Here is a 19,487-nt window from a genome sequence, read left to right as displayed (position 1 = left end):
GTAGGGATTAAAAAAGGGTGAATGTAGCAAAAGGGGAATCAACATGAACGATCAAATGTTTGTTGAAACGCTGATTATCTCGTCTTCGTTTTTCACCATTGCGATGATTCTGGTGGCATCAGTGATGTTTCTGGAAAAGCACGACTGACAGCATTGTCAGCCGCGACGTTCAGGAACGGCGAAACGCCACCAGCTCGGGCTGGGCGATGCGCAGATAATCTGCACTGCTCATAATGACCGACTTTTCCAGCAGGCCTGCGTTAAAGGCGATTTCATCATAACGCTCAAACAGGAGCGGATCGGCGACCAGCGCCAGATCGGGATGAAAGCTGAAAGGCGGAATCGCACCAAAAACGCAGGCGGTTAAATCGTCCACTTCCGCCGGGCTTGCCAGCGACGCTTTGATCCCACCAAAATGGCTGGCCAGTTGACTCAAATCGGCTTGTTGATCGGCTGCCAGAATCGCTAAAACATGCTTTTTAACGCCGTTACCCTTAACTTTACACACCAGAGCTTTTGCTCCCTGGCCGAGAGCCGTTCCGCGAATTTCACTGACGGCTTCGCATTTCCCGATGGCCTCATGTTCTACCACCCGATATTGCGCACCCTGTTGTGATAACAGCGCAATCAGCCGTTGATGGGTGGCCGTGCCTCTGACTTCTTCTGACATAATCCTTATTAACCTCCGGTTGTTAAGTCGCGCTAATACATTAGCACATTATTTTTTGAGCGCAGTAATTTCAGCAATATATGTCATATACCCTAAGCTGACAAATATATAGAAACATCCTGGTAATATCTTTTGCAGTCATTCACTCTTTATCAGGGGTATCTATGAACAGGAAGTTCAATGAGATCGACAGTACGTTGCGCGGCTTAAATCATTCGACCGATGCGCATTTTAAATGGCTGGTCACAATATTACGCTTTGTTTCCAGCCGTGATATCGAATTAGCGGAAATAACGCAGGAAGATGCACACGATCATTGTGAATTTGGTCAGTGGCTAAATGTGCAATTGCAGCAAGAGCGCGAAGACCGTCATTTTCTTCTCGATATTAATATCAAGCACAATCGTGTTCACCAGGCATGTCGGCAAATTTTAAATACCATCGAGAATGATGAGGGCCGTTCTGGCGCATTTGATGCCTTCGAAGCGGCGCTGCTGGAGTTTACTGAATCAATCTCTCTTTATAAGCAGCATTTACTGCAATTACGCACCAGCTATGACGCGCTAACGGGCCTGCCGCTGCGGCGTATTCTGGACGAATCATTTGACCGATTAAATGAGGGCGCTGACGGCGCTGGGCTATATTTACTCCTGCTTGATATCGATCACTTTAAAAAGGTGAACGACAATTACGGCCATTTAACGGGTGATGCGGTATTACGTTCTCTGGCGCTGAATCTTGAGGATAATGTCCGCCGGTCGGAATCGGTTTATCGCTACGGTGGTGAAGAGTTTATTATTTTGCTGCGGGCGGAAAGCGACCGGGAAGCCACTGCGGCTGCGGAGCGCTTACGTCATATCATTGCGGCGGTGGAGACGGTGTCCGGCGAACATGTTATTCGCATTACCTTCACCTCCGGTCTGACGCGTGTGCATCGCGGCGAACCGTTGCGCGAAGTGCTGGAGAGGGCAGATATGGCGCTCTATCGCGGGAAACACGGCGGGCGAAACTGCACCATCCTGATTGGCAAGAATCTCGACTGTATAAATGTGAGCCACTAAAGAAAACAGCCAGCGTTTTGCGCTGGCTGTTGGTTTATGCGTTGCTGTTACTTTGTGTGTGGAACAGTTCGCGGAAGACCGGATAAATATCATCCTGGTCGCGGATATGCTGCATGGCAAAATTATCGAACATCGCCTGCAGGTGTTCATACTCCCGCCACAGCGTTTGATGCGCGCGACGGGTGATTTCGATATAGCTGTAATACCGCACCACCGGCAGAATTTTCTTCGCCAGTATTTCGTGACAGAGCGGGGAATCATCCGCCCAGTTATCGCCATCGGAGGCCTGCGCCGCATAAATATTCCACTGCGCCGGGTCATAGCGTTCTTTCACCACTTCATCCATCAGTTTCAGGGCACTGGAGACAATGGTCCCGCCGGTTTCCTGCGAGTAGAAGAACTCATGTTCATCCACCTCTTTAGCCTGCGTGTGGTGGCGGATATAAACCACATCCACGTTCTTATAGGTTCTGCTCAGGAACAGATACAGAAGAATATAAAAGCGCTTCGCCATGTCCTTGGTGGCCTGATCCATCGAACCGGAGACGTCCATCAAACAGAACATCACCGCCTGACTGGAAGGTTCCGGACGTTTCTCGTAATTCTTGTAACGCAGGTCGAAAGTGTCAATAAACGGCACGCGATCGATTTTCGCCCGTAGTTCGGCTATCTCTTTGCGCAGCCGTTCTTCCTCCAGCAGCTGTGCCGGTTCCGTGTTTTCCACAACCTTAAGACTGGTTTCCAGCTCTCGTAGTTCGCGACGTTTTCCGGCCGTCATCGCCGTGCGACGGGCCAGCGAATTTTGCAGAGAACGCACGACGCTGATGTTCGCCGGAACACCGTTGGCGGTATAACCCGCGCGGTGGGTTTTGTACTCGTTTAACTGACGATGCTGATTTTTCTTCAGGTTTGGCAGCGCCAAATCCTCGAACAGCAGATCGAGATACTCATCTTTGGAAATCTGGAAGACGAACTCATCCTGGCCTTCACCGTCCTGGCTCGCTTGCCCCTGACCGCTGCCCGAACCGCCGCCTCCGCCCTGCGGGCGTTCAATGCGATCGTTCTGGACGAAGTGGTCATTACCCGGATGCACGCGATGGCGCAGGCCGCCGCGCCCCTGATGGAACATCGGTTCGCTAATATCATCCGTCGGGATAGAGACGGACTCACCGCTATCGACATCGGTCACCGAACGTTTGTTGATGGCCTCGGAGATCGACTGTTTAATTTGCGCTTTATAACGGCGCAAGAAGCGCTGGCGGTTCACCGTGCTCTTGTTTTTGCCGTTAAGACGCCGGTCAATAAACCAGGTCATATGCCCCCCGTACTGCCAACTTGCAGTGCCTGTAAATGCCGGATGGCGCTTCGCTTATCCGGCCTACGGAACAATGCTTTTGTAGGCCCGGTAAGCGAAGCGCCACCGGGCATCGTTGTTAAGCGTTAAGACGATTTACGCACGCGCAAGTACCATTCGCAGAGCAGACGAACCTGCTTGCGGGTATAGCCTTTCTCCATCATGCGGTCGACAAAATCGTCGTGCTTTTTCTGCTCGTCGGTTGAGGTCTTGGCATTGAACGAAATGACCGGCAACAGCTCCTCGGTATTGGAGAACATTTTTTTCTCAATAACCGTGCGCAGTTTTTCGTAGCTGGTCCAGTTCGGATTCCGCCCGCTGTTGTGCGCTCTGGCACGCAGAACGAAGTTGACTATCTCATTACGGAAGTCTTTCGGATTACTGATCCCGGCAGGCTTCTCAATTTTTTCCAGTTCGGCATTCAGGGATTCACGGTCAAACAGCTGGCCGGTATCCGGGTCGCGGTACTCCTGATCCTGGATCCAGAAATCCGCATAGGTGACATAACGGTCGAAAATGTTCTGCCCGTATTCGGAGTAGGACTCCAGGTACGCCGTCTGGATCTCTTTCCCGATGAACTCAGCGTATTTCGGGATCAGATAGCCTTTGAGGAACTCCAGGTAGCGTTCAGCCAGATCCTGCGGGAACTGCTCGCGCTCGATCTGCTGTTCAAGCACATAGAACAGATGTACCGGGTTGGCCGCCACTTCGGCGTGGTCAAAGTTGAACACACGGGAGAGGATTTTAAACGCGAAACGCGTGGACAACCCGTTCATCCCTTCGTCGACACCAGCGTAATCGCGATACTCCTGATAGGATTTCGCTTTCGGGTCGGTATCTTTCAGGCTTTCACCGTCGTAGACGCGCATCTTCGAGTAGATGCTGGAGTTTTCTGGCTCTTTCAGACGCGACAGAATTGAGAAGCGCGACAGAGTTTCCAGAGTTCCCGGCGCGCAAGGCGCATGCACCAGCTCACTGTTGTTCAGCAGTTTTTCGTAAATCTTGATCTCTTCGGAGATCCGCAGGCAATAAGGCACTTTGACGATATACACACGGTCAAGGAACGCCTCATTGTTTTTGTTGTTACGGAAAGTCACCCATTCGGATTCGTTTGAGTGCGCCAGAATGATCCCGTTGAACGGCAGGGCGGAGATACCTTCCGTCCCGTTGTAGTTCCCTTCCTGGGTGGCGGTCAGCAGCGGATGCAGCACCTTGATCGGCGCTTTAAACATCTCGACGAACTCCATCACCCCCTGGTTGGCACGGCACAGCGCGCCGGAGTAACCGTAGGCGTCCGGGTCGTTTTGAGCGTGATGTTCCAGTTTACGGATATCCACTTTACCGACCAGCGCGGAAATATCCTGGTTGTTCTCATCGCCCGGCTCGGTTTTGGCAATCGCAATCTGTTGCAGAATGGATGGCCAGACTTTCACCACGCGGAATTTAGTGATATCGCCGCCAAACTCATGGAGACGTTTCGCCGCCCACGGCGACATAATCGTGCCGAGATAGCGGTTCGGAATACCAAACTCTTTTTCCAGAATTTGCGCATCTTCCTGCGGATTGAACAGGCACAGCGGATGATCGTTTACCGGGCTGCGTTCTCCGTTAGCGCTGAGAACGTAAATCGGCACGCGCTGCATCAGCGATTTCAGGCGCTCTGCCAAAGACGATTTACCACCACCGACCGGGCCGAGTAAATAGAGGATTTGTTTCTTCTCTTCCAGACCCTGAGCAGCGTGTTTCAGGTAAGAGACAATCTGCTCGATGGCATCTTCCATGCCGTAAAATTCTTCAAAGGCGGGGTATCGTGCAACCACACGATTCGAAAAGAGACGGGAGAGCCGTGGTTCGAGAGCGGTGTCGACCATGTTAGGCTCACCGATAGCCATTAATAGCCGTTCTGCCGCATTGGCATAGGCACTGCGATCTTGCTTACAGACAGCAAGAAACTCCTGCAGTGTGAACTCTTCGTCCTTGGCAGCTTCATAGCGCTGGCGATAGTGATCGAATATATTCATGGCATGCCGTCCTTTCGTTTTTTAGCACAGGAAAAGAGCCGTTCGTATGAATAGTGGAGGCTCCTGGAAGCATCTTCACTCCCGCACCTCAGTACCAGAGCAGCAACCCGTGTGCCAGGTCTTGCGCTCTAAACCGCCGGGCGTTCAGCAATTCATCTTCCTAAAATTAAGCGTAGATGGAGTTTGCAAAACTTGCATGTCCTCAGAATCTAATTTCAATGACATATCAATAACTCATCCAAAAAATCTGCTGCGGGAATCAGGACAAAAGTGCGGGTTTCATTGCTTCGTCACAGAAATGAAAGCCTCCGGTCATCTTAAATGATGAAAATAATCGGTTAATTGAACTCATTAGCAGGCAAAAAATTTTGGGATGTGCGGGCAGGGCGGTTACACTTCACCCGCTGATTATTTGACTACAGGAAAGAATGGATTGTGACCAAACTCAAACTTCTGGCATTGGGCGTACTCGTCGCCACGTCCGTTAGCACCGCTCACGCGGCCGAACAGTGGTCCGTTGGCGCAGGCGTCGGCGTTATTAATAGCCCGTATAAACAGTACGATCGTGACGTTTATCCCGTACCGGTTATCACTTATGAAGGCGATAACTTCTGGTTCCGTGGCCTGGGTGGCGGTTACTACCTGTGGAATGACGACACAGACAAGCTCTCCGTCATGGCCTATTACGACCCTAAGCACTTCAAACCAGGTGACAGTGACAGCCATGCGCTGCGCCAGCTCGATAAGCGCAGAAGCTCCCTGATGGCTGGACTGTCTTACGTCCACAACACTCAGTACGGCTTCCTGCGCACCGCGCTGGCCGGCGATACGCTGGATAACAGCAACGGCTTTATCTGGGATCTGGCGTGGCTGTACCGTTATACCAACGGGGCCATCACACTGACGCCGGGTATCGGTGTGGAGTACAACAGTGAAAACTACAATGACTACTATTATGGGGTATCCCATAAAGAGTCTAAACGTAGTGGCCTGAACAGCTACGACGCTGATGACGGCTGGAACCCGTACCTGGAACTGACCGCAAGCTACAAGTTTGCCAGTGACTGGAATGTGTATGCTTCAACCCGCTACACCCGTCTGAGCGATGAAGTGAAAGACAGCCCGATGGTCGATAAGTCCTGGGCCGGTCTGTTCTCTGCGGGCGTGACCTACAGTTTCTGATTGTGCACTTTCATTGTGCATTCTGTGCATTACAACGGGGCGCTTGCGCCCCTTTTGCAGCCTTTCTAAAACAACAACTTATATCCAAATCAATCAGTTAACCCCCCATTAAAACCAATCAAAACCCCTCTAAATCAATCCTGTGTGGTCAAAATGTGGATCAGTAGTTTTCTGCATGTGGTCGTTCTGCGATAATTTTTGTCGTTCAATTTATTCGCAGAGATTATTTATTACTCTTCGGCGGTTTGCCCTTCCAGCGTTTATGTAGCCACTCAAATTCCTGATAAGTGAGAGTGCTCCGAAGCTTTTCTCGCAAGGCCTTGATTAATGGTTCTGCGGTTTCGTAAGTATCCAGTACGGTGGTGTAGGATGCCTGCTTAATCATGTCCTCTTCATAGATGCCTGCTTTTATGCTAACGGCCACACGCTCGTAGAAATTTAGGATGTACTGGATCTGACGGCCTTCAGCTGTTTCGGCATCAGAGAGTGAACCCGCGATGGGGAACACATAAGAACGAAAAGATTTCCCTGAATCACGAATGCGTCGAAGAGTGTGCAGGCTCTCTACATATTCGTTATCTTTCCGGCTCTCGAAAAGAAATGTTGCGGTCTGAGTTTTACGCGCCATCTTCACGTTGTATCTGATAGTCAGTACAGCAGTGCAAATACCTCCAAAAACCAGAACATTACTGATTACTTGCCAGGTCGTAGGACTCAATGCCATGCGCAGCTCCATGCCATAAGACAAAAAAAAGCGGAGCCTAGGCTCCGCATGTAAGAAGGTTTAAGTTAGAAACCGTCGAACTCATCAAATTTTTTCATACTATCCTCCTTTGGTCAGTCGGCTAAGCCAACCGATGTTTGCAACAAATTTGTTTATGTGGTGATTCTATAACCCCGGTTGTATCTTCGCAAGTGCTACGAAGACGAACTAAGACGAACTAACATCAACAATCTCATAAGCAATGTTGTCTAGATTCTGATGCCACCCAATGGAATTAGTCCAGGTTAACCAGAGGATTTAACGTAACCGCATCCGCCAGGTGATCGGGGGAGAAGTGCGCGTAAACCATCGTCTGGTTAATGCTGGAATGCCCAAGAATGCGCTGTAAAACGAGGATGTTTCCGCCGTTCGCCATAAAGTGGCTGGCAAAGGTATGGCGAAAAACATGTGTTGCCTGCCCTGCGGGGATTTCTGGGGCAACGCGCTTTAGGATTTTACGGGCTAGATCGTAATCAATATCAGGGAAGAGCAACCGGCCTTCGCCCTCAGTGATTTCTTTCGCGAGGTCTGCCGTAATAGGTACAGTCCGGTGCTGGCCGTTTTTCGTTTCGGTGTATGTCACGCGATCACTGTAAACGCGATCGCGTGTCAACCTTGCGGCTTCGTTCCAGCGTGCGCCGGTCGAAAGACATAGCTTTGCTGCTTTGAGATTGTCACCTTCGAACGCTGACAAAACGCGGCGGATCGCGTCTTTGGTAAGGAAGCCTAATTCTGTCTGCGGTAACTTAAGTTCGCTCAATTCAGTGAGCGGATTTTGATCGTGAAACAACCCCAATTCGCGAAGCTTATTGAACATCGCCTTTAAATCACGGTGTTCGTTGTTCACCGTTTTACGTGCGATGCCCTCGCTTATTCTTTGGGCGCGATACTGTGCGAAAGCTTCGGGCGTAACGTCGATTGCGCGCGGGAAGCCTAACCGTCGATCGGTCGCTTTTAGTTTTATATGGCGGTTATCACCATCTTTAAGAGTGCTGCCGCAGCGATCCCACCAGAGAGTTATGAGGTTCGTGAGCGAACTGCGATCCCTGGGCTTATCAACCCATTCTTTGTTATGGTGTGTCGCAATAGCCCAGCGCTCATATTGCTGAGCTTCTGCTTTGGTAGTGAATTTTTTGCGGATACGCTTTCCTGTACGCCCTTGGGGGCGCACATCTACCATCCAGCCACCCGAGCCTAATGATTTTATTGTCATCGCAGGCTAGACCATGAGGTTTTGCCATTGCTCTTCACTGATGATTTTTAGAGGAATATTTTTATTATCTCTGTAATCAACAGCCTTCTCTATTTTTCTACCATGGCTTTGATACATCCAATCCTTAGAACTTAGAGTACCAACAATGAGATAGTCGATTTTCATTGTTACGGTGTCGCATACCGTTGCGCCTGCTGCTTCGATATCTGCTTTACATTTACTTCTTTTGCCGTGAAGAAAGTCACCAGTGAGGCATACAACGGCTCCAGAAAAATCAAGTGATTCAATGGGATCTATAGGTAATCGCGTGGACATTCCATCAACAACTCCGCTTGCCAAATCACAACCGGTAAATGCAATGAGTCCTTCTTTCAGTGATTCTCTTTCTTCGGGGGTAATGACTCCGTCTTTCAGTATTTCTGAAACGAGTTGATACAACTCTTTGCCCGGATAATTGTTCTTCAAGGCTCCATTACTAGTTAGCCACCAGTTGAGATATTTAATCTCTTCATCAAGCAATTGATGATCTGCAAGCATACCTTTGCAAAGACCTTCTAGCAGGTGGCGATCTGCTTCTTCTGAGTAAAGATCCAGGCTAGGAGTATCAAGAAGTTGTTTTTGAATTTTGAGGAGGTCAGCCTTAAAAAACTTGAGTTCAGTTTCAGTTACCACGCCATCCGCAAGGATATCCGCTGCTCTGTTACGTATGGCACGGACACAATAATTGCGGCTTATTACGTCGGCCTCTATGAGCCATGTATCAAGGAAAAGCACTTCGTTTTGAGTAATCTTTCCATCACTTAAAATCCCATCAATTAAGCTGATCAGATTCGTTAAAAGCTTGTCTTTGTTACGAACATAATTGAACTTGCTGTATTCAGTTTCCATACCTAGTCTCATTTAAATTTCAATTAAAACAGTCTTCTATACCCACATGTTTCTTTCAAAGCATATACCGCCAGAACCCCAATTCTTATAGATTTTGTAGACAGTTAACCAACCTTCTGATCGTCTGGGGAGCTGGATGTTTTGTTTTGCCCATCAGGGGAGAGAGCCGGGGATATCTGCCCGGACTCTGGTGCAATCTGATCGGTCATCAACCAAAGCGCATATTTAGTAAACCTCGGATGCTGAGTAATCATTATCAGAAATTCACTGCCAATACTCTTTGTTCTTCCCGTCTCATAACGCTTTGTATTACCGGCCGGAACGCCAGTGAGCTGCTCAAACTCATCACGGCTTAACCCTTCGGCTTCACGAATGAGTCGCAACTTTTCTCCTACGTCGCTTGACATGGTACGTATTTGTCCCCTAATCTTTGGTCAAGGGTACGTATTTGTACCCAAATAAAACCAATCTAAACCGATCGTAAAGGATAGCCCATGACGACAACGCGGAAAAGCACCACTGAAAAGGCTGCGTCTTCAAAGGTGCGTAAAATCACAGATTTACCCGCTTGCGGTACGAAAGAACGTGAGGCCAAGACGCTGGCCCTTGCTCATCTGACTGAGAAAGGCATTAAGCCACGCATGACTTTGAAGGAGTTTGCAGAGTTCTACGATATGGATTTGCGCCAGGTTCAAAGTGATGCGGAACGCAGATACCTGCCGTTAGTGCCACGAACTACACCAGGCCGCAGAGAGCTGCTACAGGTCAACATGGTGGCGTACTACGCCCGTATGTATTTAGACAGCTTCAATCATCTGGATAAAGCCGCCGCTTTTTAAGAGGTGTTTATGGAAAGTGTCAACAAAGAAACAAGTCAACGGGTCAAGGAATGCAACGAGATTCTGGACTCACATTTAAAGGATATGCAAACGGGCTTCATGATTCGCACCAATTGCGGCGAGTTCATGATCAGGGATAAAAAATTGATTAAGAAAATAACCAAAGACGTGGCCCGCCAAGTCGATGGTGAATTACTTAAATTAGGCATGTGAGGGGCTTTCTGTGATAGTGCAATTAATTCAGTTGAGTCGTCACTCATATTTATATCGAGGCTTCACTATCCAGAAGTGTCCGCGTAATCCTTATACGTTTAAGCACTCTTATCGTATCTCCAGCAACGGTGATTATTACGGGCGTGATTTTGCGTTAGCAGAAGCAATGCAGACTGTTGACGGGATGTTCAAGCAAGGGGGGGGCAACAATGCACGATGAAAGCCCATCACTGGCAAGCTTGCTTAAGCATGGTTGCCAGGTCACACACTTTAAGAACTCACGCGGCTGGCTGGAAACACCGGACGGGAGATTTTTTAAGCCCGAGCCTGCGAAGGTTCAATTTATCAAAGGTAAAAATAAGCCGTTTATTTATACCCAAAGAATAAATAAAGGCTTCCTGCTTACTCTGGCTGAATTATTTAAAAAGCTAATTAAGTAATTCGGTTTTAAAAAATCAATTCTGTTTTATCCGCCTCTTTAACAAGTGGCGGCGGATTAACTCATATGTAATGAGGGTAATACTATGTCCGCCATGTCAAAACGTGACCAGTATAATTTTATTCTTCATGTCCTTTTACCCGCTATTCAGGAAGAGGGGTTAACAATCAAAACCCGCAGCGCTGGAGAATTAACGCTGTTATCTACCGATCCTTCTGTTTCCGAGTTTATCAGCGATATGCGCCAGCGTCTCAGCGCTGCGTTATTGCGTCCGGCTGTTCCATCGTCCCCTTACGGAGTTCTATAAAATGATCCGCCCGTTCATCAAATGGGCAGGGGGTAAAACCCGTGTCCTTCCTGATTTGCTCCCGCACTTGCCTAAAGGCGATTGCCTGATCGAGCCGTTCGTAGGCGGTGCGTCTGTATTTCTCGCCACTGAATACCGCCGCTATGTGCTGGCCGATCTCAACCCGGATCTTATTAACCTGTATCGGGAAGTTACCCGCTACCCGGATTTAGTGATCGACGCTGCCCGCGAACTGTTCAACAGTAAGAATAGCCCGCAGGGTTATAGCGAAGTCCGCGCCGCGTTCAATAAGCAGCATGGCAAGGTAAAAAGTGGCGGGCTGCGCTATGGTGCCGAAATGGCGTGCATCATGCGCGCGGCGCAATTCCTCTATTTAAATCGCCATGGCTATAACGGCCTCTGCCGGTACAGCCGCAAAACTGGCTTTAACGTTCCGTTTGGTAAATATCAAAGCATCTTCTTTCCTGAAAATGAAATCCGCCTGTTTGCCGAAAAAGCCAACGACACAAAAGCGATATTTCTTTGCGCCCCGTTCCAGCGTTCTCTACAGGTCGTCACTGGCGGCGATGTTGTCGTTTACTGTGATCCGCCGTATCTGCCAACGAGTAAGACGGCAGATTTTACCCAATATTACGGCGAATCATTTTTAGCAGATAACCACCGCCAGTTAGTCCAGTCATTGCTGGAAGTTAACCGCAAGCATGGCGCGAAGGTCGTTATTTCCAACAGCGATACAGAAGCTACCCGCGAGATTTATCAACCTTTCAAACTGCACGAAATCACCGTGCAACGTTCCGTCAGCACTGACAAAGACAACCGCCAGAAGGCCAAAGAAGTGATCGGCGTGCTGCCTGTCTGCGATTGCTGTGGGCGGTTCGGCGGCGGTTGCCCTGATTGTGGCGCCGTGATGGGGGATGCGACTTATAACGCGATGTTTGCGGCGGGCGGGTTCGATAACGAGGAGCCATTTTAATGGCTGCTTATTACAACGAGATCGATCCCTTTGCCGCGCAGTGGCTGCGCAATCTCATTGATGCTGGGCTTATAGCTTCCGGCGTTGTTGACACTCGTTCTGTTGAGGATGTAACCCCAAATGACCTTAAAGGTTTCTCACAAGTCCACCTGTTTGCTGGCTTTGGAGGCTGGCCGCGCGCCTTGCGCGTCGCTGGATGGCCGGACGATCGCGAAGTGTGGACAGCAAGTTGCCCATGCCAACCTTTCAGCCAGGCAGGCGAAGGAAAACAATTTGATGACGAGCGGCACCTATGGCCCGCCGTTCATTGGCTTGCTGGCCAGCAACGCCCTGTCGTTATATTTGGCGAACAATCTTCAAGCAAAGATGCAGAAGACTGGATCGACCTTGTACAAACTGACATGGAAAGTTTGGGCTATGCCTTCGGGGCGTCGGCGTTTCCGTCTGCGGGCGTCGGTGCGCCGCATATCAGAGAGCGCACTTACTGGCTGGCCGACTCCAACCGCGAGCAATACGAAGAACGCTTATCAGGATGCAGAGAAGGTGATCGCCAGGAAGCTGGCTGGTCGGCAGTCGAACTTACAGGACTTTGCTTGTCTTGCGGGCTGGCCCACCCCTGCGGCGAGGGATGGAAAGGGCGGGTATCAGGGGGGAAGGCTGCGGCACGGGAAGCTGTCAACGGATACGCTGGATGTGACAGCGCAGATAGCAGGCCCGGCCCGGTTAACGGATTCTGGGGATCTGCTGACTGGCTCTTTTGCAGAGATGGAAAGTGGAGGCCAGTTAAACCCGGCCTTAAGCCTCTGGCTAATGGGGTTCCATCCAGAGTGGGAAAACTACGCGCCAGCGGAAACGCCGTAAATATCTATGCAGCAGCAACCTTCTTAAAAGCCTACATGGAGATCGCGCAATGACCACGGCAACCCGTGGCCGTCGCGCCCCTTCGCCACCTCCGCCGTATCCGGGTAGCACTGACAATGCTACCCCTTACGCTTATGGCGGGAACAAACCATATCAGCCTATTGGCGTTGATGTAGCGCCGGGGCTGGATGGTTTCGACTATCTCACGCCGGACGGCACGCGGAAGCACATTGCGTTTAGTGAGCTGGTAGCGGAAGACGAAAAGCCGGTGCGCAGCAAGTTGCTGCGCCGCCGTTTGGCTTCTCTTCCGCAGTATGTCCGCCGCCACTATGCCGCGAAGCTGGATGCGCTGGATGCGCTGGACGCGAAAGACCGCAAAGCGGCAGATCATTGGCTGGTTAATACCTTTGAGCGTCATGTATTAACGCGCATTGATAGCGTGAATAGCGTTTATCAGCCTGACAGCGTGATGCCTGGCGTGCTGCTGCCAATCCGAGATCAGCTTTTCCGTATGTTGTGGGCGGGGAAAAAGGAGTTAAAAAGACTGGCCTATACGCTTGCCGATATTTTTACGAGCGAGTTTATACGCGAGTCCGATCACCAATTGGCGCGCACCGGCGATCCTGAGTTCGCCGCGCTTTCTGGCTATGGTCGTATTGCGTCGCTGGCGGTGCATCTGAAAACGCAGATCCCCGGCTGGAAGGCGTATTGCAAAGAAGAACTTGAAGCGGAGGACGCGTTACGCGCGGTTCTCCGTCTTGAGTCACCGCAGTGGTGGTTAAACCGTCTCCGCCGTATCCATGCCCGCTGGCGTGAGCATTTGATGATCGCATCGGGATACGTCCAGAAAAAATCCTCCCCTTACAGTAGTGGCCCGTGCCTAACGGAATGGCTAGCCCAGAAAAAAGCTAACCGTGAATACCTTAAGGCGATGGAACTGGAAGACCAGGACACGGGAGAACGCATATCACTGATCGATAAAGTCGCCGGTAGCGTTGCAAATCCGGCCAACCGCCGCCGCGAACTCATGACGCGAATGCGCGGATTTGAAGATCTGGCAAAGCTGGAAGGGCTGGCCGGTGATTTCTACACGCTGACAGCGCCTTCCCGTTATCACTCAATGCAGCATAACGGGCGCCGTAATAACAAATACGCTGGCGCTTCGCCGCGCGAAACGCAGCATTACCTTTGCAAGGTCTGGGCGAGAACCCGCGCCGCGTGGAAGAGAAAAGGGATCCGTGTCTTTGGCTTCCGTGTGGTGGAACCGCACCACGATGCAACGCCACACTGGCATTTACTTCTTTTCATGCACCCGGAACGTGTCGAACAGGCGCGCGAAATCTTCCGTAAATACGCCCTGAAAGAAGACGGCAACGAACCAGGAGCGCAGGAAAACCGCTTTCAGGTTGTGCCGATCGATGATGCCCACGGAAGCGCAACCGGCTACATAGCGAAATACATTTCGAAGAATATCGACGGCTTCGCGCTGGATGGTGAGAAAGACGACGAAACCGGAGAAGACCTGAAAGAAATGTCACTCCGAGTAAGCGCGTGGGCATCGCGCTGGTCTATTCGCCAGTTTCAGCAGATCGGTGGTGCGCCGGTCACGGTGTATCGCGAACTTCGCCGCCTGGGCGATCGTGAACTGGTATTACACCCTGAGCTGGAACCGGCACGACAGGCCGCTAACGGCGGCGAATGGGATAACTATGTGTTAGCCCAGGGTGGCCCGTTGGTTGAACGCGATAAGTTGCGGATCCGTCTGAATTACACAACCACCGAAAACGGCAACGCCTACGGCGATGACGTCCAGCGAATCACTGGTATCTACTGCCCGATTTCGGGCGACGACTCTTTGATCTTCACTCGCACCGCTCAATACAAAATCGTGCCGAAGCGGCAAAGCGCTGACGGTGTGGCCGTTGACGTTGGTTTTTCAGGCGGCAACGCCGCCCCTCGGAGTTCTGTCAATAACTATACGCGGGAACCCGCGACAGGTGCTGACGGTGTTGAACATGCCGATCACGAAGTGGGCGTGACGGTGAATTTTGATGATCTTTCACGGCAGGAAAAGCGAGAACTGGCGCAGCGGCTAAGTGACGATGTGCGGCGTAAGCGTAAAAAACGGCCACCGAAACGGGAAGAGGGTGCCGGGCTATCAGTGAAAGAGCTCTTAGTTAGAGAACTGCTTACACTGCGTGGAGTTGATGCCAGTGTAGGAATGATAAAATCAATAATTGCGGGTGCGCATATTGGTTATGGTGATCTCATCTTCGCGGTCAAAGATGGGCGTCTGACGCTCAAAAATCGGTCAGATACAAGTTTCAACGGACCATCTAAACAAAAGATGGCGAACATTTTAGATAGAGATAGAATACTAGAAAGGTTGAAAATGGCCTTGTATGAAAATGGATAGGGCGAAACAAGATGCCTCGTTATGTGAGTTGCTGCTTACCACAAATTGGGATAGGTTATGAGTATTAGGAAAATAGAAATAAATGGCAAGCCAACAGGAATTGTCATCTATAATAACGTAAAGAAAACTATAGCGTTTTATTCGGTGATTTCAATTTTAATTCTGGCTGGAATGTATTTATCACGTTATTGTATCGAACCCTATAAATACTTACTAATTAGCCCGTCTTTTTATAATAATCCCTATCTCAATTGGATCACAGGCGTATGGGGAAGTTTTTTAGGCATACATGGCACTATAGCGGCTTTGTCTATAACCTTCATGGGAATGTTTGTCGATCAGGTTTCTAAGACATCAGAGCATGGTTTTGAGCCTCTGTCGAAAGTTTTATTGCTAAGGGAATATAATTTCTTAGGCTTTAGCGTTCAGTCTGTATGCAGTCTTCTATGTGGTATTTTCTTGCTTCTTATTGGAAGTGGTTTAATTGGTTATTTTATTTCGTCTTTTTTTTCATTATTTTTTATTATTAAATATGGTGTAATGTATTACAGGCTTTACCATTTAACAGAAGAACCAGGGGTTATTAATGGGGTTTTGTTAGATTCGATACGAACAACAGGCCTAAAATATAGCGAGATCAACAATCAGCGTCAGGAACTTACTAATGAATTTTCTCAAGTAGTCTCTGAGGGTGATTTTTACAGTAATGATCAAAGTGCTTTCTACTGGAATGATGACTCGATAACGATAAGTATTTTCCCTGACGACACTGATATAGTTATTTCAGGGTATAGTCCTGATGTATTTAACCAACTTTCAATAAAAATAAACGAATTTAATCTGGAAAATAATCCCACCTTATTTTTCTCTTTGTCATTTTTATCACCTATATCAAACTCCTCGATAAAAATAATTCCTGCTGTTGAATCTAATTTAACAGAGGCACACATTTCTGAAATTGAATCCTTATTGAGAAGCGGGCTTACTTATAGTTCTGTCCCTTATGTTTATAATGAGTTTAAACAATTTGAAGAAGCACTGGTGGAAAACGTTAGAAACAGTTTGCTGAATGGTGATGAGTGGTCATTAGATTTTGGAGTGCGTATTTTTCATGAGTTAACCTCAAATGAAAACTACCTATACACATTACAAAATATTGATTTGTCACTAACATCATCAAATAACAAAGATTTAGTTAAAACATCCTTGCTTGCAAAGTTCTTTGAAAAAATGATATCTGAATCCATTAGCCAAAATAACCTTGAAAAAGCAGCAAATATAATGAGGTCGTTAATAGATTTAGCAAGGTATATTTATAGTAAAAATAATTTTGTCGATTTTTATAACAGAATATTTAGACAGTTCGATCACAGGGTAAGGTATCGTGCGGAAGAGTCAAATTATGTTTTTTTAGACTTGTATACATCAACAGTTTTACGCAACTTAGTTTATAAGAATTACGCGGCATTCAAAGTTGATTCTGATTTTGTGACAAGTAGATTGCAATATCTAGATCTTAGTAATGAAACTGAATATGACTCCTTAAATGAAATGCAACGTAAAATGTTACGCTGCTTATTTGAAGTTATAACTTTATTAATTATGCGGATAGAACATGTAGGAAAAAAAGGGGATGAATACAAAGAGGAGCTTAAAGATTTAATTTTATTATTAAAGTCTTGGGTAAATGCTAAGTTCCTGCAAGAATTGTATTATAAAAAAGAACTTTATGATGTGTTATTTTCAATTCCCCAAGAGTTTTCAGTATTCGGTGCAGAAACTAAAATAAGAGAAATTCCGGATGGAGAGGCCACGTGGAGATCGGTTTCGAACGATACTTATAAGATGATAGCATTTATGCTTACGCAAAGCTCCTTTAATAATAACCAGTTCAATCTTTTATTTGTTAGGGATGCATTTCAGTTTCGAGAGGCAACTTCAATATTAACACATGAACTAAGTTCGATTGTAACCTACTTGAACGGTGATTCATTCGCCAATTTATTTAAGCTTATTACTGATAAAGAGTTATCCGAGGGGAATAATAAAGCACAAATTGTGACTAAATTAGAATCAATTATTTCCTCTATAAATTCATTAGTGTTGCGCAATGTTATCGAATCAGAGTTAGAACCTTCGTTAGTAGATAAATATAGTAAGGAAATAAAACTTTCTGTGGAGAACTACTTCGAACTAATTCTGTCATTGGATGCAATCCCTTTAGAAATTGATGTCAGAGGAATTGAAGCATATCTCTTGGTCAATAAAAGGGAGGTTATCCCTCCAATAGATGGGGTTTCTTATGAAATGAACATTCACAACCATAGTCAGTGGTTGATATATGAATGGATTCGTAGTGTACTACATAGCATCAATGTAGATGTTGCAAATATTATCAACATTGAGGATCCTCAAGAGTTACCAACTGAAAAATTAATCACGATAGAATATAAGGTTGAAGATAGAGTGAATACTTTTAGACACTCTAAAGGTTTAAAGGTTAATGATAAAGAAGGTCATTTGAATTTGAATGGCTCTGGTTTGTATTATTTAGATTTATTAGATAATTTTGAATTGAAGAAATCAGAAGAAGTCCTAACGGTTGATCTTGAAAAGATTTTTGAAGGAAATATTGGTTTTGTTAAAGAACGATATAAGTTTGAGGATGATAATCCTTTTCTTTATTCAATGTTAAATGCCACCTTTAACATCGTTGCGATGCCAAATCACATTTGCAATCTCTATTTCCTATCAGAGGAGACATGTCAATTAATCAATCAAAGACAAGAAAGAGAGATGGAGCAATTGATTAACGGTAGCAGAACGGAGAACCCTGATAACAGCAATGTATCTTAAAAAACTGAGATGAGAGACCCCTTACAATCATTGCGCAATATCTTGCGGATATGCACAAATTTTTTAGGGGGGATTTTATCAAGCCAGACCATGCGGGGCAGGCCTTCCGGTGGTCTGCACAATTGCACAAAAAAGCGGGGGTTTTGTGTGCGGGCGAGGCGGGGGAATCATCGCGCGCTGAGGGGGTAAGGAGGGTATACCTGTTAATACCCTTTTTCGCGTCTGTGCGGCTCTGTTTTGGTGCGGTTGCGTTGTGGTCTGGTGAGGGGGTGGAAAAGAAAAGCCCCTGCCAGCGTGGCGCTGAGGGGATAGTGTAGCGTTTGGCTTTTGCGCTGGTTGCGCTCACCCTCTGGCAGGGTGAGGCATCAATCTTTTTGAATTGTCAGGCGGCTGTTGATGGGGTTGCGAGGGCGTAAGGGTTAAAGCGGATCACCTCAAAGCCCAGCCAGTCATTCAGCTCTTTCAGGCTTTCTTGTATCGGCGTCAGCTCGTTGATGGAGAAGACGCGGGCGGCTTTCTCAACGTCGCCAAACCCCCCGGCGTTGCCTGGCATCACCCCCATTAGTTGAGGCGGAACGCGGTGCGCGGCAAGCATATCATCCCGCGTTGCGTCCTTGATGCCGGTAAACTCATCCTTTGCCGCTATCTGGCTGAATGGCAGGATTTGCAAGCCGTCTTTCTTCCCGCCTGCTGCGTATACGAACAGGTTTTTAAAAGCGCCGCCGCCGCGTGCATCCTTCAATGACTTTTTCAGGCTTTCAACGTCTTTGTTGTTGGCGATCGGGTCGGTTAGGTAGACGATTACGCCGGCGTGACTGCCGTTGATGTAGTAGTTACGGCGGAACATGGTCGCTTCACTGTTGAGCATGGCACTTTGTAACGAGGCCATGTATTCAGGTGCGCCGTAGATCTCCTGGTGGATGCTGGGGTTTTTTATCTGGCAGATGCTGCCCGGCTTGAATGGGTAGTCCGCATCACGGCGGGTGATAAACCAGTATTGATCTTTTTTCAGGTCGCTGCCGCGTCGGGTATATTTGGCCTGGGCGTGTTTTAGCGCAATAGGCTCGCCCAGCATGTTACGGCGCACCTCCATGTAGTTGTTGCCGAATACCAGATAATCCAGCACCCACGCGCTCATTTCCTGTCTGCTCAGCAGCGGGTGAGGGATGTAGCAGGATGTGATCACATTACGCTTAAAGACCAGCGGCGACTGATGATAGGCCGTTGAATCAAACATCCGGGCGATGCCGTAGGGGCTGATCGGTGGTTCAAAATATACGCCGTTATCAGCGCACTCCATGCAATCCAGCAACATGCTGCGATCGGTGATAGCTACCGGGTCGCCAAAGCTGAATGACTCAATGCCTGCGGTTTGTTCGCTGGCACCCGGCTGCGGTCTGGCCTGAAACTTTTGCTTTTTGCGGCTCACGT

The 19,487-nt window shown here is 48.2% G+C and carries 20 protein-coding genes; 12 read left to right on the top strand and 8 right to left on the bottom strand.

Annotated features, from left to right (window positions below; all coding sequences use genetic code 11):
* Positions 1-43 precede the first annotated feature (43 nt).
* Complete coding sequence (gene yoaI / locus C3708_RS23880; protein WP_095281658.1) at positions 44-148, top strand: small membrane protein YoaI; 105 nt, start codon at positions 44-46, stop codon at positions 146-148.
* A gap of 21 nt (positions 149-169) precedes the next feature.
* Here the strand turns inward: yoaI and C3708_RS07950 are convergent, their stop codons facing one another.
* Positions 170-670 carry a YbaK/prolyl-tRNA synthetase associated domain-containing protein gene (locus tag C3708_RS07950; RefSeq protein ID WP_095281659.1) on the bottom strand — a complete coding sequence of 167 codons (501 nt, stop codon included), beginning with the start codon at positions 668-670 and terminating at the stop codon, positions 170-172.
* Between the two features lie 164 nt (positions 671-834).
* On the opposite strand from C3708_RS07950, the gene C3708_RS07945 reads away from it, so the two are divergent.
* Complete coding sequence (locus C3708_RS07945; RefSeq protein ID WP_095281660.1) at positions 835-1,731, top strand: diguanylate cyclase; 897 nt, start codon at positions 835-837, stop codon at positions 1,729-1,731.
* Between the two features lie 34 nt (positions 1,732-1,765).
* On the opposite strand, the gene C3708_RS07940 is transcribed toward C3708_RS07945, so the two are convergent.
* Together C3708_RS07940 and yeaG are read right to left on the bottom strand one after the other, a co-directional pair.
* Positions 1,766-3,046: a YeaH/YhbH family protein gene (locus tag C3708_RS07940; RefSeq protein ID WP_103948603.1), complete on the bottom strand. Its 1,281-nt coding sequence runs from the start codon at positions 3,044-3,046 to the stop codon at positions 1,766-1,768.
* Between the two features lie 125 nt (positions 3,047-3,171).
* Positions 3,172-5,106 carry a protein kinase YeaG gene (gene yeaG, locus C3708_RS07930; RefSeq protein WP_095281663.1) on the bottom strand — a complete coding sequence of 645 codons (1,935 nt, stop codon included), beginning with the start codon at positions 5,104-5,106 and terminating at the stop codon, positions 3,172-3,174.
* Between the two features lie 435 nt (positions 5,107-5,541).
* Between yeaG and C3708_RS07920 the strand changes: the two genes are divergently transcribed.
* A complete protein-coding gene (locus C3708_RS07920) occupies positions 5,542-6,288 on the top strand; it encodes a MipA/OmpV family protein (protein ID WP_095281664.1) in 747 nt (248 codons plus the stop codon).
* Positions 6,289-6,511: 223 nt separating this feature from the next.
* Here the strand turns inward: C3708_RS07920 and C3708_RS07915 are convergent, their stop codons facing one another.
* From C3708_RS07915 to C3708_RS07900, 4 genes are all read right to left on the bottom strand, one after another.
* Entirely contained in the window at positions 6,512-7,012 is a 501-nt protein-coding gene (locus C3708_RS07915) for a DUF4760 domain-containing protein (RefSeq protein ID WP_103948601.1), read from the bottom strand.
* Positions 7,013-7,286: 274 nt separating this feature from the next.
* A complete protein-coding gene (locus C3708_RS07910) occupies positions 7,287-8,231 on the bottom strand; it encodes a tyrosine-type recombinase/integrase (RefSeq protein ID WP_233210402.1) in 945 nt (314 codons plus the stop codon).
* Positions 8,232-8,270: 39 nt separating this feature from the next.
* Positions 8,271-9,152 (bottom strand): BRCT domain-containing protein, encoded by an 882-nt coding sequence (locus tag C3708_RS07905; RefSeq protein WP_103948599.1) that lies wholly within the window; start codon positions 9,150-9,152, stop codon positions 8,271-8,273.
* Between the two features lie 104 nt (positions 9,153-9,256).
* Positions 9,257-9,559 carry a DNA-binding transcriptional regulator gene (locus tag C3708_RS07900; protein ID WP_103948598.1) on the bottom strand — a complete coding sequence of 101 codons (303 nt, stop codon included), beginning with the start codon at positions 9,557-9,559 and terminating at the stop codon, positions 9,257-9,259.
* A gap of 87 nt (positions 9,560-9,646) precedes the next feature.
* Here C3708_RS07900 and C3708_RS07895 point away from each other — a divergent pair, with 87 nt between their 5' ends.
* From C3708_RS07895 to C3708_RS07855, 9 genes are all read left to right on the top strand, one after another.
* On the top strand, positions 9,647-9,991 hold the full coding sequence (locus tag C3708_RS07895; RefSeq protein ID WP_103948597.1) for a hypothetical protein: 345 nt from the start codon (positions 9,647-9,649) through the stop codon (positions 9,989-9,991).
* 9 nt (positions 9,992-10,000) lie between these two features.
* Complete coding sequence (locus C3708_RS07890) at positions 10,001-10,204, top strand: hypothetical protein (protein ID WP_103948596.1); 204 nt, start codon at positions 10,001-10,003, stop codon at positions 10,202-10,204.
* Between the two features lie 10 nt (positions 10,205-10,214).
* A complete protein-coding gene (locus C3708_RS07885) occupies positions 10,215-10,424 on the top strand; it encodes a DUF4761 family protein (protein ID WP_103948595.1) in 210 nt (69 codons plus the stop codon).
* A complete protein-coding gene (locus C3708_RS07880; RefSeq protein WP_103948594.1) occupies positions 10,414-10,644 on the top strand; it encodes a phage filamentation protein Fil family protein in 231 nt (76 codons plus the stop codon). The genes C3708_RS07885 and C3708_RS07880 overlap by 11 nt, the downstream gene beginning before the upstream one ends.
* 84 nt (positions 10,645-10,728) lie before the next feature.
* A complete protein-coding gene (locus C3708_RS07875; RefSeq protein ID WP_233210401.1) occupies positions 10,729-10,950 on the top strand; it encodes a hypothetical protein in 222 nt (73 codons plus the stop codon).
* Between the two features lies 1 nt (position 10,951).
* Complete coding sequence (locus C3708_RS07870) at positions 10,952-11,923, top strand: Dam family site-specific DNA-(adenine-N6)-methyltransferase (protein ID WP_103948593.1); 972 nt, start codon at positions 10,952-10,954, stop codon at positions 11,921-11,923.
* Positions 11,923-12,837 carry a DNA cytosine methyltransferase gene (locus C3708_RS07865; protein ID WP_103948592.1) on the top strand — a complete coding sequence of 305 codons (915 nt, stop codon included), beginning with the start codon at positions 11,923-11,925 and terminating at the stop codon, positions 12,835-12,837. Before C3708_RS07870 ends, C3708_RS07865 begins: the two co-directional genes overlap by 1 nt.
* Positions 12,834-15,200 carry a replication endonuclease gene (locus tag C3708_RS07860; RefSeq protein ID WP_233210400.1) on the top strand — a complete coding sequence of 789 codons (2,367 nt, stop codon included), beginning with the start codon at positions 12,834-12,836 and terminating at the stop codon, positions 15,198-15,200. The genes C3708_RS07865 and C3708_RS07860 overlap by 4 nt, the downstream gene beginning before the upstream one ends.
* A 57-nt stretch (positions 15,201-15,257) precedes the next feature.
* Complete coding sequence (locus C3708_RS07855) at positions 15,258-18,056, top strand: hypothetical protein (RefSeq protein WP_103948591.1); 2,799 nt, start codon at positions 15,258-15,260, stop codon at positions 18,054-18,056.
* Between the two features lie 382 nt (positions 18,057-18,438).
* Here the strand turns inward: C3708_RS07855 and C3708_RS07845 are convergent, their stop codons facing one another.
* Entirely contained in the window at positions 18,439-19,485 is a 1,047-nt protein-coding gene (locus C3708_RS07845; RefSeq protein ID WP_101360962.1) for a phage portal protein, read from the bottom strand.
* Between the last annotated feature and the right edge of the window lie 2 nt (positions 19,486-19,487).

This window comes from Lelliottia sp. 7254-16, from assembly GCF_002922995.1.
Taxonomy (GTDB): domain Bacteria; phylum Pseudomonadota; class Gammaproteobacteria; order Enterobacterales; family Enterobacteriaceae; genus Enterobacter; species Enterobacter jeotgali.
This window is presented reverse-complemented; position numbering and strand designations above follow the sequence as displayed.

Bases quoted from the DNA above. Each gene is read 5' to 3' on its own strand.
- yoaI (WP_095281658.1), top strand. From the start codon at position 44: ATGAACGATCAAATGTTTGTTGAAACGCTGATTATCTCGTCTTCGTTT.
- C3708_RS07950 (WP_095281659.1), bottom strand. From the start codon at position 670: ATGTCAGAAGAAGTCAGAGGCACGGCCACCCATCAACGGCTGATTGCG.
- C3708_RS07945 (WP_095281660.1), top strand. From the start codon at position 835: ATGAACAGGAAGTTCAATGAGATCGACAGTACGTTGCGCGGCTTAAAT.
- C3708_RS07940 (WP_103948603.1), bottom strand. From the start codon at position 3,046: ATGACCTGGTTTATTGACCGGCGTCTTAACGGCAAAAACAAGAGCACG.
- yeaG (WP_095281663.1), bottom strand. From the start codon at position 5,106: ATGAATATATTCGATCACTATCGCCAGCGCTATGAAGCTGCCAAGGAC.
- C3708_RS07915 (WP_103948601.1), bottom strand. From the start codon at position 7,012: ATGGCATTGAGTCCTACGACCTGGCAAGTAATCAGTAATGTTCTGGTT.
- C3708_RS07910 (WP_233210402.1), bottom strand. From the start codon at position 8,231: ATGGTAGATGTGCGCCCCCAAGGGCGTACAGGAAAGCGTATCCGCAAA.
- C3708_RS07905 (WP_103948599.1), bottom strand. From the start codon at position 9,152: ATGGAAACTGAATACAGCAAGTTCAATTATGTTCGTAACAAAGACAAG.
- C3708_RS07900 (WP_103948598.1), bottom strand. From the start codon at position 9,559: ATGTCAAGCGACGTAGGAGAAAAGTTGCGACTCATTCGTGAAGCCGAA.
- C3708_RS07895 (WP_103948597.1), top strand. From the start codon at position 9,647: ATGACGACAACGCGGAAAAGCACCACTGAAAAGGCTGCGTCTTCAAAG.
- C3708_RS07890 (WP_103948596.1), top strand. From the start codon at position 10,001: ATGGAAAGTGTCAACAAAGAAACAAGTCAACGGGTCAAGGAATGCAAC.
- C3708_RS07880 (WP_103948594.1), top strand. From the start codon at position 10,414: ATGCACGATGAAAGCCCATCACTGGCAAGCTTGCTTAAGCATGGTTGC.
- C3708_RS07875 (WP_233210401.1), top strand. From the start codon at position 10,729: ATGTCCGCCATGTCAAAACGTGACCAGTATAATTTTATTCTTCATGTC.
- C3708_RS07870 (WP_103948593.1), top strand. From the start codon at position 10,952: ATGATCCGCCCGTTCATCAAATGGGCAGGGGGTAAAACCCGTGTCCTT.
- C3708_RS07865 (WP_103948592.1), top strand. From the start codon at position 11,923: ATGGCTGCTTATTACAACGAGATCGATCCCTTTGCCGCGCAGTGGCTG.
- C3708_RS07860 (WP_233210400.1), top strand. From the start codon at position 12,834: ATGACCACGGCAACCCGTGGCCGTCGCGCCCCTTCGCCACCTCCGCCG.
- C3708_RS07855 (WP_103948591.1), top strand. From the start codon at position 15,258: ATGAGTATTAGGAAAATAGAAATAAATGGCAAGCCAACAGGAATTGTC.